General features: G+C 68.6%; 11 protein-coding genes. 5 read left to right on the forward strand and 6 right to left on the reverse strand.

Features of this window, described 5'->3' with window-relative positions; all coding sequences use genetic code 11:
• Positions 1 to 9: 9 nt before the first annotated feature.
• Entirely contained in the window at positions 10 to 2,334 is a 2,325-nt protein-coding gene (locus QR77_RS44420) for an aminotransferase class III-fold pyridoxal phosphate-dependent enzyme (protein ID WP_052489358.1), read from the forward strand.
• 183 nt (positions 2,335 to 2,517) lie between these two features.
• On the opposite strand, the gene QR77_RS37530 is transcribed toward QR77_RS44420, so the two are convergent.
• Together QR77_RS37530 and QR77_RS37535 are read right to left on the reverse strand one after the other, a co-directional pair.
• Positions 2,518 to 3,306 (reverse strand): amino acid ABC transporter ATP-binding protein, encoded by a 789-nt coding sequence (locus tag QR77_RS37530; protein ID WP_052489359.1) that lies wholly within the window; start codon positions 3,304 to 3,306, stop codon positions 2,518 to 2,520.
• Positions 3,307 to 3,308: 2 nt separating this feature from the next.
• On the reverse strand, positions 3,309 to 4,079 hold the full coding sequence (locus QR77_RS37535) for an amino acid ABC transporter permease (protein WP_040026447.1): 771 nt from the start codon (positions 4,077 to 4,079) through the stop codon (positions 3,309 to 3,311).
• Between the two features lie 468 nt (positions 4,080 to 4,547).
• On the opposite strand from QR77_RS37535, the gene QR77_RS37540 reads away from it, so the two are divergent.
• Positions 4,548 to 5,216 (forward strand): GntR family transcriptional regulator, encoded by a 669-nt coding sequence (locus QR77_RS37540; RefSeq protein ID WP_040026448.1) that lies wholly within the window; start codon positions 4,548 to 4,550, stop codon positions 5,214 to 5,216.
• Positions 5,217 to 5,227: 11 nt separating this feature from the next.
• Here QR77_RS37540 and QR77_RS37545 read toward each other — a convergent pair whose 3' ends face one another.
• From QR77_RS37545 to QR77_RS37560, 4 genes are read right to left on the reverse strand one after another with little or no spacing between them, the layout of a single operon-like run.
• Positions 5,228 to 6,151, reverse strand: a complete 924-nt coding sequence (locus tag QR77_RS37545; RefSeq protein WP_040026450.1) for a cyclase family protein — start codon at positions 6,149 to 6,151, stop codon at positions 5,228 to 5,230.
• Positions 6,152 to 6,174: 23 nt separating this feature from the next.
• Positions 6,175 to 6,909 (reverse strand): cupin domain-containing protein, encoded by a 735-nt coding sequence (locus QR77_RS49540; protein ID WP_063798128.1) that lies wholly within the window; start codon positions 6,907 to 6,909, stop codon positions 6,175 to 6,177.
• Positions 6,906 to 8,282, reverse strand: coding sequence for an NAD-dependent succinate-semialdehyde dehydrogenase (locus QR77_RS37555; RefSeq protein ID WP_040026451.1), 1,377 nt, complete (start codon positions 8,280 to 8,282; stop codon positions 6,906 to 6,908). The genes QR77_RS49540 and QR77_RS37555 overlap by 4 nt, the downstream gene beginning before the upstream one ends.
• Positions 8,283 to 8,316: 34 nt before the next feature.
• Complete coding sequence (locus tag QR77_RS37560; RefSeq protein WP_040026452.1) at positions 8,317 to 9,405, reverse strand: isocitrate/isopropylmalate family dehydrogenase; 1,089 nt, start codon at positions 9,403 to 9,405, stop codon at positions 8,317 to 8,319.
• 438 nt (positions 9,406 to 9,843) lie between these two features.
• Here QR77_RS37560 and QR77_RS37565 point away from each other — a divergent pair, with 438 nt between their 5' ends.
• The 3 genes from QR77_RS37565 to QR77_RS37575 form a co-directional block, all read left to right on the forward strand.
• Positions 9,844 to 10,386: an SGNH/GDSL hydrolase family protein gene (locus QR77_RS37565; protein ID WP_040026454.1), complete on the forward strand. Its 543-nt coding sequence runs from the start codon at positions 9,844 to 9,846 to the stop codon at positions 10,384 to 10,386.
• 139 nt (positions 10,387 to 10,525) lie between these two features.
• Positions 10,526 to 11,392 (forward strand): ABC transporter substrate-binding protein, encoded by an 867-nt coding sequence (locus QR77_RS37570; RefSeq protein WP_040026455.1) that lies wholly within the window; start codon positions 10,526 to 10,528, stop codon positions 11,390 to 11,392.
• A 560-nt stretch (positions 11,393 to 11,952) separates the two neighbouring features.
• Positions 11,953 to 12,692, forward strand: a 740-nt coding sequence (locus QR77_RS37575) for an aminotransferase class III-fold pyridoxal phosphate-dependent enzyme (protein WP_040029340.1), incomplete at its 3' end; no start/stop codon positions are given.

The raw sequence follows: 12,692 nt of genomic DNA on the forward strand, positions 1-12,692 counted from the left end.
CCCGCCACCATGACTTTCAGGACGGACGGCACGAATGACCCAGCGACGGGGGTCTTCGTGGAGCCGGCACCCACGTTCTCGCCGGCGAGTCTCAGGGAGGTGCTCAGCGAGCACTGGAACCTGACGAACCCGCGGTTGAGCCCGCTGGACGCCGAGCGCGACCTCAACCTCCTCGTCGACGAACGGCTCGTCCTCAAGATCGCGAATCCCGCGGAGCACCCGGACGTCGTCGACATGGAGGTCCGTGCACGCGAGCATGTTCTTGCCTCGGACCCCTCGCTGCCCGTACCGGCCTCCGTCGCGACGCGCGACGGCACCTGGATCGCGGAGCTGCGGGACGACACCGGCCGGAGCTGCCTGGCCCGGCTGATCACGTTCCTCCCCGGCACCCCGCTGGAAGGCAAGACACTCGGCCTCGGACTCGCCGAGCAGGTCGGCGCCGTCGCGGGGCGCATGTCGGTCGCCCTGCAGGGTTTCTTCCACCCGGCGGCGGGACGCACCCTGATGTGGGACATCAGGCGCATGCCGACCGTGGTGGCCGAATCGGGCCTCGTGGAGGGCCGTTTGCGTGACCTCGCGGCCAGAGTCGCCCCGGCACTGGAAGCGACCGACAAGCTGCCGTCCGGTGTCCAGCACGCCGACGTCACCCTCACCAATGTGCTGGCCGAGTCGGGCACGGTCAGCGCGGTGATCGACTTCGGGGACATGCACCACACGGCCGCCGTCTGCGACCTGGCCGTCACGCTCACCTCCGTACTGCGCGGCACGGTCGGTGACGACATGACGCAGATCTGGCGGCTGACCGACGCGGTACTGCGCGGTTACCAGCGGCACCGCGCCCTGACCTCGGCGGAGGCGTCGCTACTCGGCGAACTCGTCATCGCCCGTCTGCTCACCACCCTGGCGGTGTCCTCGGTGCGGAGCGGACGCCACAGTGACAACTACCGCTACATCACGCAGTACGACCAGAACAGCGAGCACGTCCTCGGTCTCTTGAGCGCACTCGGACCCGACGAGCTCGCGGACCGGATCCAACGACTCGCGGGGACCCGGCAGGCCGGGAACTACGCACGGGACCCGAGCCTGCCCGGCAGGCGGGCTCGCTCCATGGGCGGTCCGCTGTCACCCCTCTTCTACCGCGAGCCGCTCGAACTGGTCCGCGGCGAGGGGCCATGGCTGTACGCCACCGATGGCACCCGTTACCTGGACGCGTACAACAACGTCGCCGTTGTCGGACACGCGCACCCCGCGGTCACCAACGCCGTGAGCAGCCAGATGGCCACGCTGAACACGCACTCCCGCTATCTGCACTCCGGGATAGTCGGCCTCGCTGAGCGCATCCTGGAGACGATGCCGCCCGGGCTCGACACCTGTCTGTTCACCACATCGGGCACCGAGGCGAACGAGCTCGCCTGGCGCCTGGCCACCGAGTACACGGGGGGCGACGCGGCGATCGTCGCGGAGCACGCGTTCCACGGTTCATCGAAGTTGATGGCTGACCTGAGCTCGAACGAGTGGCCCGACGGATACCGGCCGCGGCGCGTGGCGACCTTCGAGGCGGCGCACGGACCCGCGGCAGGACTGACCAGGGCCGTCGCCGTACGACGCGTCGAGCAGGCCGCTGCCACGCTGCGGGCGGCGGACGAGAGCCCGGCGCTGGTACTGGCCGACTCGCAGTTCACGTCCGAGGGGATCATCGATGTCCCCGACGAGTTCCTCGGCGGGCTCATCGACGGCGCCCACGCCGCCCACGCCCTGTACCTCGCGGACGAGGTGCAGTCGGGATACGGCCGCAGCGGCCCGCAGTTGTGGCGTTTCGCGCGCGCCCGCGTCACACCCGACATCGTGACGCTCGGCAAGCCGATGGGCGCCGGGTACCCGATCGGCGCGGTCGTCACCCGGCGCGAGATCGCCGACGCGCTCGCCGGGAAGTACGAGTACTTCTCCACATTCGCCGCGACGCCGGCCGCCGCGGCCGCGGGCCACGCCGTCCTCGACGTGCTCCAGATGACCGGCCTGCCGGAGCAGGCGGTGGAGGTCGGCATACGGCTCCGCGAGCGGCTTCGCGAACTCGCCGCCGACGAGCCGTTGCTCGGCGAGGTCCGCGGTACCGGGCTGCTCGCCGGCGTCGACGTGGCCTCCCACGGCGGAGCGACCTCGCGCGAAGTGGCGCGGTCCGTGCTGGAGAGCCTCGTCGGACGGGGGGTGCTCGCGGGTCTCACCGGCCCCCGCGGCGACGTGCTGAAGGTGCGCCCGCCGCTCGTCTGGGAGGCCGCCCACGCTGACCTGTTCACCGATCAGCTTCACCGCTCCCTCTCGGAGTTGCGGGCCTGAGTCCCGACGGAGAAGCCGCAGGGGCGCCGATTCCAAGGTGAGGGAATCGGCGCCCCTGCGGCTCTGTGGGCTCTTGGCTGTGCGAAGTCCGCCCAGCACACGGGTCATTCCCCCTGTGGCCGGCGGGTCACGCCGACCACAGGGGGCAGTGCCCTCTTGGTGCTGGGATTTGTCAGACAGGGCCTAGAGGACCTGGGAGAGGAAGGACTGCAACCGCGGCGTCCGGGGGTCGGACAGCAGTTGCCGTGCCTGGCCCTCCTCGGCGATGACGCCGCGGTCCATGAACAGGACCCGGTCCGCCACCTCGCGGGCGAAGTTCATCTCGTGCGTGACGATCAGCATCGTCATTCCGGAGGACGTGGCGAGGTCGCGGATGACATCGAGCACTCCCTTGACCAGCTCGGGGTCGAGGGCGGAAGTGGCCTCGTCGAACAGCATGATGTCGGGTTCCATCGCCAGCGACCTGGCGATGGCCACCCGCTGCTGCTGTCCGCCGGACAGGTTTCCCGGCCGGGCCGAAGCCAACGCGCGCAGTCCCACCTTGTCGAGCTGCTCCATCGCGCGTTGCTCGGCCTCCTCCCGGGACATCTTGCGGACCCGGCGGAGGGCCACGGCGATGTTGCCCAGCGCGGTCATGTGCTGGAAGAGGTTGAAGTGCTGAAAGACCATACCCGTGCGCGACCGGACGAGGTTGAGGTCGACCTTCGGATCGGTGATCGTCTGCCCGTGCAGGCGGATGGCCCCGGACGTCGGCGGCGCGAGCAGGTTGACGCAGCGAAGCAGCGTGGACTTGCCGGAGCCGGAGGCGCCGATGAGACACACGGTCTCACCTGAACCCACGCTCGCCGAGACTCCCTTGAGCACCTCGACCCTGCCGAAAGATTTACAGATGTCCTGAAGCTCGATGGCGGGAGTACCGCTCTCCCGCCCCCGCGGATCGGCTTTCACATAGGACTGGGCGACCTTTTCCATGGTCAGACTCCTGCTTCGAATCCCGCGCCGGCAGGCGTCAGTGGATCGGGCATGGCCGGTTCGTCGTCCGCCGTGGGGCGCTTGCCCTCGCGGAGGCGCCGGTCGAACCAGTTGACGAGGTGGGTGAGTGGCACGGTGAACACGATGTAGACGAGGCCCGCGGCCACGAATGAGGAGGAGTTGTACGTGATCGACTGGGCCTGCTGGGCGATGAAGTACAGCTCGCGTTCGCCGACGGCGAGCCCGAGCAGGTAGACGAGGGAGCTCTCCTTGACGGCGATGATGAACTGGTTGGCCAGCGCCGGCAGCACGTTGCGGATGCCCTGCGGCACCACGATCAGCAGGAGGGTCGTCATGTGGCTCATGCCGAGGCTGCGCCCGGCCTCCGCCTGACCGACCGGCACGCTCTGGATCCCGGAGCGGAAGATCTCGGCGATGTAGGCCGCGTTGATGAGGCCGACAGCGAGAACCGCGTAGCCCAAGGGCGACTGGCCGAACGGTTTGATCCCCGCGGAGGGCAGGCCGATGCCGATCAGGCTCACGGTGACGATCGCGGGCAGGCCGCGGAACACGTCCACGTAGATCCGGGCGGGTGCCCTCAGCCACCAGCGCGCGGCGATGAGCAGCATCGACAGGACGAGTCCGACAACGAGGCCGAGGAGCAGCGAGAGGGACGCGATGACGAGCATGTTGCGCAGGCCCTCACCGAGGAGGTCCGGCATGACCGCGAGTATCTGGTGCAGATCAAAGAATGAATGGATGAAATCGCCCATAGAACAAGGTGTCCTTACCTTTTTGTGGCCGCGTACCGTCGGCAGCTCACCGAACCCGGCTTCCAGGATCGGCGCCGCCGCGAAACGTCCACCCGCTGCAGCCTATAGGCCATAACCCTGTTAGGTGAGGACTGTAGCAGGCTCGACTTAATAATCAATGAGTGAAGTGTGAGCTTCTTGCCGGAGTCCCGGGTGCGGCTCCGGTCCGGTGCATGGCTCGATCCTGGACCGTTGCCCGGTGTCGGCGGCGGCGGATGCTACCAGGGGTTCGATGAAATGGTATAGCCTATAAGGTAAAGAGGAAATGGCCAGGCCGATGTTGTCTGGCCCTCGTCCCGGCCGACCAGGGGTCACCTGATCGGCGACGCCATAGGATGTAACCCGTAGTGGACAGCTTGCCTTCGCTTGCCCGACAGGCTCTGTATCCTGACCTTCACTACATCCGCCGGAGAAGAGAATGCCAGGTCGATGAGCGCCAACCCTCGTCCCGCCCTTACGAAGAACGCTTACGTCTACGAGGAGTTGCGGCAACGTATCCTCGCCGGCGAGCTGGAACAGGGGCAGTCCATCTCCCAGGAGCAGCTCGCTGTCGAGCTCGGTGTGAGTACGACCCCGCTGCGTGAGGCGCTCCGGCGGCTGGATGCCGAGGGGCTGGTCACGATCGACGCGCACCGGGACGCGCGGGTCACGAGGCTCAACGCCGAAGAGGCGCGCAGCCTGTTCGAGGTCAGGGAGCAGCTCGACCCGCTGGCCGCCAAGCTCGCGGCGAACCGGCTGACGGAAGCGGACAGCGTGGCCATACAGGCGGCTCTCAAGGGGCTCGCGCCGCTCAGCACGTCGACCGACTTCCAGAGCCTGCTCGTGCACCGGGCCTTCCACCGCAGCATCTACACGGCATCCCACAACCCGCTGCTGATGTCCCTGCTCGAAGGCCTCTGGGACAAAGCCGACCGTTACCGCCAGTTGAGGCTTCGCTCGAAGCCCGATTCCGTCAAGGACCAGGAGCGGGTCAGGCAGGAGCACATCGCGATCGCCGAAGCGGTGATCGCCGGTGATGCCAGGACCGCCGAGAGGGTTATGAAGAAGCACGTGCGCGGCAGTCTCGGCGCCCACGCGATCACCGCCCTGGAGTCCTGACCGGCCGCCGGTCACAGCACCGCGAGCGGGTTGGCGGGCGAACCTGTCCCGCCCTCGACGACCAGGGGCGACAGGACGAACATGAACTCGTACCTGGCCTCGGCAAGGCACGCGGCGGCGAGTTGCCGGAGTTCGCAGTTGTCCACGACAGCCAGCCCGTACGCGAAGATCGCGCCGTGGACCGTCCAGGGAATCCCCCAGTCGTTCGGGGCGTGGTCGAGCATGTCCCAGGCGAGTGCCGCGCAGTCGTGGTCGCGCAGGAAGGCGAGACAGGAAGCGTGCAGCCCGGGTCGGCGGGGCTCGCCGAGTTCCGTGTGCTCGGTGCCCCAGGCGGGATGCTCACGGTCCCACCGATCGCGTCCTGAGTAGACGATCACCGCGTCCCCGGCTCCGACGGTGACTCCCTGGGCCTTCGCGATTTCGTCGAGCTCGTCGCCGTGGACCGGCCGGTCGTGTGTCACGTACGGCTCACCGCGGAAGGCCGGCACGTCGAGCAGCACCCCGCGGGTGACGATCCCGCGGCGCCAGTGCTCGATCGAACCCCACCGGCTGCCGCGGGACGTGAACTCCACATCGGGGTCACGGCCCTGCCACATGCCCCGTTCGTCCCAGACGTGGCAGAGCGCGTCGACATGGGTGGACGCGACGCCGTGGTACTCGATTCCGTAGTAGTCGCCGGCGATGCCGCCCGAACCCCGGGGCGTCTTCGTCGTGTAGTGGGCGGCCGGGCGCGGATTGCCTGCCTGTGGGCGGGTCGGGAACGGCCGGCTCAACGAGACCGTGCGGCCCGTCCGCACCAGACGCGCCGCCTCGACACGCTTCCGGTCGGTGATCAGGTTGACGGCACCGATCTGGTCGTCATCGCCCCAGCGGCGCCAGTTGCTTCGCCCGTGCAGCAGATCCTGGACCGCGTCCAGGTCCCAGTCACTCGTCACGTCATGCCCTTCTCCGCCAGTGGTCAGAACGCGGTCAACACGTTCCTGAAGTGTGTGACCTCGGGGAGCCCGGCGATGGAGCCGGCGATGAGCCGACGCCATTCCTGGAATCGCGGGGAGTCCCGGAAGCCCGAGAGATGGTCGTCCACCGACTCCCAGCCCACGACGAGGCGGTACTCCAGCGGGTTCTCGTACGCCCGGTCCAGGACGAGTGTGCGTGCCCCCCTTGTCTGCTGGAACAGCGTGGCCGCCGCCGCGACCGCGGCCTCGAACTCGGCCTCCTTTCCCGGCCGTACGGTGATGCGGGCGACCTCGTACGCCACGGTCCCGGACTCCGCCGCCGAGCCCTGGTGCTCGGCGTCGATGCGGGAGTGCTCACGGGAGTCGACGAGGGTCCTGGTCGCCTCGACGGAGGCGTAGGTCCAGAAGATCTTCATGGGCGCCGAGTCCGAGGCGTTCTCGAAATGGTGCGGGATGTTCGCCGGCACGAAGGTGGTGTCGAACACCCTCAGAGGTGTCCGCACTCCGTCGATGTCCACGACGGCGTCACCCTGGACGACGACCACCGATTCCGCCACGTTGTGGACATGGTGCCCGATCGCCGCACCGGGCTCGAAGCTCGTGATGCCGTTGAGGAACGCGGTCGCGCCCCGGGCGTTCGTCACCAGCGGCACCGTGCGCGCGCCGGAGCCGCGGTCCTTCGCCGGGAGGTCATCGGGGCGGAGGACCGACGGCCGCTGGTGGATCTCTGTGCTCATGCCGTCACCGCCGGTCCGAACCAGACCGTCTTCACGTTGACGAACTCCCTTATCCCGTAGCCGCCGAGCTCGCGGCCGTACCCCGACTTCTTGATCCCGCCGAACGGCAGGCGGGGGTCGGAGCCCACCTGGCCGTTGACGAAGACGGCGCCGGCGTCGATGAGGGGGACCAGTCGGCGGGCTTCGTCGAGATCCGACGTCCACAGCGCGGCGCCCAGCCCGAACTCGGTCCTGTTGGCCAGCTCGATCGCCTCCTCCGTGCCGCTGACCCTGGTCACGCTTGCCACCGGGCCGAACGTCTCCTCGGTGAACGCGGCCATCTCCGGGGTGACGTGGTCGATGACCGTGGGCGGATAGAAGAACCCCGGGCCTTCGACGGGCTTCCCGCCCAGCCGGAGGACCCCGCCCGCAGCCACGGTGCGCAGCACCTGGTCGTGCAGCACCTCGCGGAGATCGGCCCGTGCCAGCGGCCCGACGGCGGTGGCTTCGTCGAGCGGGTCGCCGACGACCAGCGCACCGGCCTTGGCCACGACGAGTTCCACGAACTCGTCCGCCACGCTCTCGTCCACGATGAAGCGTTTGGCGTTGACGCAGCTCTGCCCGACGGTGTTGAAGCGGGACCGGACCGCGACCGTGGAGGCCTCGTCCAGGTCGGCGTCAGCGAGGACGATGAGCGGATCCGAGCCGCCCAGTTCGAGGACGTGCTTCTTCAACTGGGCACCGGACTGCGCGGCCACGATCGCCCCCACCTGGGTGGAGCCGGTGAGGGTGACCGCCGCGACGCGGTCGTCGGCGATCAGGCCGGCCACCGCTTCGGTCTCCACCAGCACAGTGGCGCACAGACCTTCCGGCGCTCCCGCCCGCCGTACGATCTCCTCCAGCAGCGTCGCGCAGGCCGGCACGTTACTCGCGTGCTTGAGGATCGCTCCGTTTCCCGCGGCCAGGGCCGGGGCGAGAAAGCGGAAGAACTGCCAGAAGGGATAGTTCCACGGCATGATCGCGAGCAGGACGCCCAGGGGCTCGAAGACGACGGTGCTCTCCGTCGCACCGGAGGCGACCGGCTCAGCCGCGAGATAGCGCTCAGTGTGTTCGGCGTAGTGGTCGAGCGTCCATGCCGACTTCTCGATCTCGGCACGTGCCTCGGAGATCGGCTTGCCCATCTCTTGCGTGATCAACCGGGCGAACTCCTCCTGACCGGAACGGAGTTCGCGGGCGATCGCGCTCAGCAGCGGCAGCCGGCCCGCGATCGGTGTGGCGCGCCACCCCCGCTGCGCGGTGGCTGCGGCCGCCAGAGCGGCCTCGACCTCCGCGGGTGTGTGCGTGGCGTACTCGGCCACCCGGACCTCGGTCGCCGGGTTGAGGGACAGGGGCATGCGTGGTCCTTTCGACGGTGCTGGTCTCGGTGTTTCAGTTCTGGCCGGCGGTGATCCGGCTCTCGCCTCGCAGGCTCGCGACCACCCGTGCGGTGAACTCGGCGGTGCCGAGACTTCCGCCGAGGTCCCGCGTGCGGGTCGCTGGGTCGTCGAGCACCCGCTCCACGGCGGAGTCGATGCCGGCTGCCGCCGCGATCATCGCGTCGTTCCCGTCGCGACGGCCCCGCCAGTCGAGCAGCATCGCCGCGGAGAGGATGAGCGACGTGGGATTGGCGACGTCCCGGCCCGCGATGTCGGGCGCGGACCCGTGCTGCGCCTGTGCGACAGCGATGTCGTGACCGACGTTGAGCGAGCCGCCGAGTCCGAGGCTGCCCGAGAGCTCGGCGGCCTCGTCGGAGAGGATGTCGCCGAACATGTTCGTGGTCACGATCACGTCGAACGCGTCAGGGCGCCGGATCAACGCGGCGGCGGTGGCGTCGACGATCAGCTCGTCGAGCTCGACGTCGGGAAACTCGGCGGCGACCTTGCGCACCTCGCGGAGGAAGAGCCCGTCCGACAACTTGAGGACGTTCGCCTTGTGCACCGCCGTGACCTTCCGGCGCCGGCCGCGCGCGATCTCGAACGCGGTGCGGGCCACCCGCTCGCAGCCCCGCGCGCTGATCTTCCGGATGCTGAACGCGTTGTCCGCGTCCGGCATGAACTCGCCGCTTCCCGCGTACATGTTGCGGTCGGAGTAGAAGCCCTCCGTGTTCTCGCGGACGAGGATGATGTCCATCGGCGCGCGCAGGTAGTGCAGGCCCTCCCTTGACCGGGACGGCCGGATGTTCGCGAACAGTTCGAAGCGCACGCGAAGCTCCGCGGAGGGATTGAACCCGCCCTGCGTGCGCGGCGGGTACTCGTAGTGCGACACAGGACCGAGGATCACCCCGTCGACCTCGGGGATCCGGTCGATCACTGCCTGGGGGAGCGTCGTGCCCTGCCGGGCGAGGGCGGCCAGGCCGATCTCGGTCGTTTCGAAGGCAAGGCCGAGTCGGAACGCCCCGTCAGCCGCTTCGAGTACCTCCATCGTCGGCGGGACGATCTCCGGGCCGATCCCGTCTCCGGGCAGAACGAGAACTTTCATGGCGACGGCACAGCCTCTTTCCGAGTCTTCGGTCCCGAGCGGTCGAGCGAAGGCCGGCGCTTGGCGGCGGGCTCAGACGGCAACGGGCGAACTGTTGGTATTTTGTAGGCTGCTAGTACCAGAATGTCAACCTCCTGTCGGCCGCTCCCGGGTGGGCGAAGCCGTCGTGAGAGGTGCGCCGTGACGGCTTCGTCGGCGGGGGAAGGGCCGGTGGCGGACGAGGCGGATCGGCCCCGGTGGTCGAACCCGCGCGTATTCTCGGACCCGCCTCCGCCCGGGTCCGGGCGTGACGGAGCGGCGACATCCGCGCGGCGGCGGCTCGCTGATGGGAGACCACGCGCAGGGCGGCGTCCACCGGAAGGCCTCAGCCGGATGAACCGCCCGTCGGGGCGGTGACAGTTCCGGCCGAGGCCGGTACGACAGCAAGGGAGACGTCTGTTGAAGACCATCGTTCTGTTCGGCGACAGCATGCTGGGGCGATTCACGAAGAGCCGGATCGATCATCTGGAGGGTGAGACTGTGACGGGCGCGGTCGTCATCAACTGCGCGGCCGGCGGCTGGACCAGCCGCGACGGGGCGCGCCGGGCCGAGGCGGTTGCCAGGATCGCTCCTGACGTCGTTGTGCTCTCCTTCGGTGCGAACGACTGCGCTCCTGAGCGGCTCGTCGACCTCGACTCCTTCGGCGCGTACCTCCGCGCGATCGCCGGGGCCTTCCCGCGCGCCACCGTGCTCGGCTTCCTGCCGCCATCGGTCGTGGAGCAGGACGGCGTGGGGCCGAGGGGACGGACGAACGCGGTGCTGGCCTCGTACCGGGACGTGCTGCGCGACATCGTTTCCGCGGACCGCGCGGTGGAGACCGATGCGGTACTGGCCCCGTTGGCGGCATCCGGCGTGCCGACGCACGTGGACGGCATCCACCTCACCGACGAGGCCTACCGGCTTGTGATCACGGCACTCGCGGAACTCGTCAACGCCTCCTGAGCTGCGCGACACCGGTCAGTTCCGGGGCGGCGAACTCCCTCACGAAGACCGGACTTGAGGTCATTGACTGGTCAATTCCCTATAGCTTATAGTCACGCACCATCGTCGGTCGCTCATTCAGGCAGTCCAAAGGAGAACCATGAACCGACTCACCACGCGACGAGGTGTCAGTGCGCTTGCCGTCGCCGCTGCTTTCAGCACCGCCGTCACGGCCTGCGGCAGCGACTCGGGTTCGGCCTCGGCTTCGAGCGGAGGCCCCGACTACGGGCTCGTCCAGCCGGGGACCATCACCGCCGCCATCACCGCCGGCGACTACCCCTTCGTGTCCCCCGACGCGAGCGGCAAGCCGGTAGGCATGCTCGTCGATCTCAACAACGAGATCTCCAAGCGGATGGGTCTCAAGATCGTCTACAAGACGACCACGGTCCAGGCCGGTCTCCCCGCTCTGACCAGTGGCCAGTACGACATGATGTCGGTGGGTCTGGTCGCGACCGCGGAGCGCAGGAAGAGTGTCGCTTTCACCAAGCCGATATTCTGGGGACAGAACGTCGTCGTCGTGCCCGCGGACTCAAAGGCGAAGGCCCTCGGGGACTTCAAGGGCAAGCGCGTCGGGAGTGGCGCCAACAGCAATCAGGCCGACTTCGCCAAGAAGAACATGACGACCTCGGAGCTCGTGTCGGAGGCAACCGACAGCGCCGGCGTCAGCCAGTTGCTCGCCGGCAACGTCGATGCGATCGTCCTGGGCTCCACACACGTGGGCAAGATCCTCAAAGAGCACCCCGGCAAGCTGAAGGTGGCTGTGACCAGCCCTCAGGACGACCCGGGAGCCATGGCGGTGAGCAAGAAGCTGCCCAAGTTCCTTGCGGCCTACGACAAGGAGCTGGCCACTCTCGCCAACAACGGAACGTTCCTGAAGCTGTACCAGAAGTACTTCCCGGACCTGCCGTACCCGAAGCAGATGTACAAGTACTGGCCCTCGATCCAGCAGCAGATCGAGAAGGGCTGATCCAGGCCCGCACATTCGGTCCCGACGACATGACGGCAGCGACTCCGCGACAAGCGTCCGCGAGCGGTCACCGCCGGGACTGCTCTCCTCCCGCACGAAGCTCCGCCGGGCTTCGTGGGGCGGACCCCTCGCATTCACACCTCCGCCGCGGCCGACAGCTCCCGCAGGGGACGCCGGGCGAACTCCGCACCGGAGCGGCGCCCCGGCCACCGAGGCAGGCCGCGCGGCGGGCGGCATCTGATCGCTGATCCCCCTCGTATCCCTCCCGTCGCATCGCGGACCCACCCGGTCGCGACGATGTCACGCGCTTCGTCCCGCCGCCGGGAGTGATGCGCCGGTACAGGGCAGGACCGGCAGACCCCGACGCCGCCCCGACATGGTGCTCGGCCACGGCGGCCACCACCTCGTACGCACCACCGGGCCATTCGCGCCGTGGCGTGCGGTGGCCGTGAGTATCGACCGCGGCCCCGGGCCGGCCGCAGTGGTCGCGCTCAGCGTGCACCCGACCTCCGCGCCGAATGCCCGTGCTCGGTCGTGCAAACCCAACGAACGGAGAACCAGTGTCGACAACGGAGAGTGCCATCGCCTCGGCGGAGGCGCACAGTGCGCACAATTACCATCCGCTGCCCATTGTTGTGGCTTCGGCCGAGGGCGCGTGGATGACGGATGTCGAGGGACGGCGCTTCCTCGACATGCTCGCCGGGTATTCGGCGCTCAACTTCGGCCATGGCAACAGGAGGCTCGTCGAGGCCGCGAAGGCGCAACTGGAGCGGGTGACGCTGACCTCGCGGGCGTTCCACCACGACCGGTTCGCGGAGTTCTGCGGGCAACTGGCCGAACTGTGCGGCATGGAGATGGTCCTGCCGATGAACACCGGGGCCGAGGCGGTCGAGACGGCGGTGAAGACGGCACGCAAATGGGGCTATCGGGTCAAGGGTGTGCCGGACGGCATGGCCAAGATCGTGGTGGCGGGCAACAACTTCCACGGCCGTACGACCACGATCGTCAGCTTTTCGACGGACCCGGAGGCACGGGCCGACTACGGTCCCTACACCCCCGGGTTCGAGATCGTCCCGTACGGGGATCTCACCGCGCTCGACGCGGCGGTGACCGAGAACACCGTGGCGGTGCTGCTCGAACCCATCCAGGGTGAGGCGGGCGTGCTGGTGCCGCCGGCCGGCTATCTGGCCGGCGTACGGGAGCTGACCCGCGCGCGCGACGTGCTCTTCATCGCCGACGAGATCCAGTCGGGTCTGGGGCGTACGGGCAGGACGTTCGCTTGCGAGCACGAGGGCGTGGT

Source organism: Streptomyces sp. 150FB (assembly GCF_000818195.1).
In the GTDB taxonomy this organism is placed as follows: Bacteria; Actinomycetota; Actinomycetes; order Streptomycetales; family Streptomycetaceae; genus Streptomyces.

What these genes read in the sequence shown, in the direction of transcription:
- QR77_RS44420 (WP_052489358.1), top strand. Translation starts at nt 10, where the DNA reads ATGACTTTCAGGACGGACGGCACGAATGACCCAGCGACGGGGGTCTTC.
- QR77_RS37530 (WP_052489359.1), bottom strand. Translation starts at nt 3,306, where the DNA reads ATGGAAAAGGTCGCCCAGTCCTATGTGAAAGCCGATCCGCGGGGGCGG.
- QR77_RS37535 (WP_040026447.1), bottom strand. Translation starts at nt 4,079, where the DNA reads ATGGGCGATTTCATCCATTCATTCTTTGATCTGCACCAGATACTCGCG.
- QR77_RS37540 (WP_040026448.1), top strand. Translation starts at nt 4,548, where the DNA reads ATGAGCGCCAACCCTCGTCCCGCCCTTACGAAGAACGCTTACGTCTAC.
- QR77_RS49540 (WP_063798128.1), bottom strand. Translation starts at nt 6,909, where the DNA reads ATGAGCACAGAGATCCACCAGCGGCCGTCGGTCCTCCGCCCCGATGAC.
- QR77_RS37555 (WP_040026451.1), bottom strand. Translation starts at nt 8,282, where the DNA reads ATGCCCCTGTCCCTCAACCCGGCGACCGAGGTCCGGGTGGCCGAGTAC.
- QR77_RS37560 (WP_040026452.1), bottom strand. Translation starts at nt 9,405, where the DNA reads ATGAAAGTTCTCGTTCTGCCCGGAGACGGGATCGGCCCGGAGATCGTC.
- QR77_RS37570 (WP_040026455.1), top strand. Translation starts at nt 10,526, where the DNA reads ATGAACCGACTCACCACGCGACGAGGTGTCAGTGCGCTTGCCGTCGCC.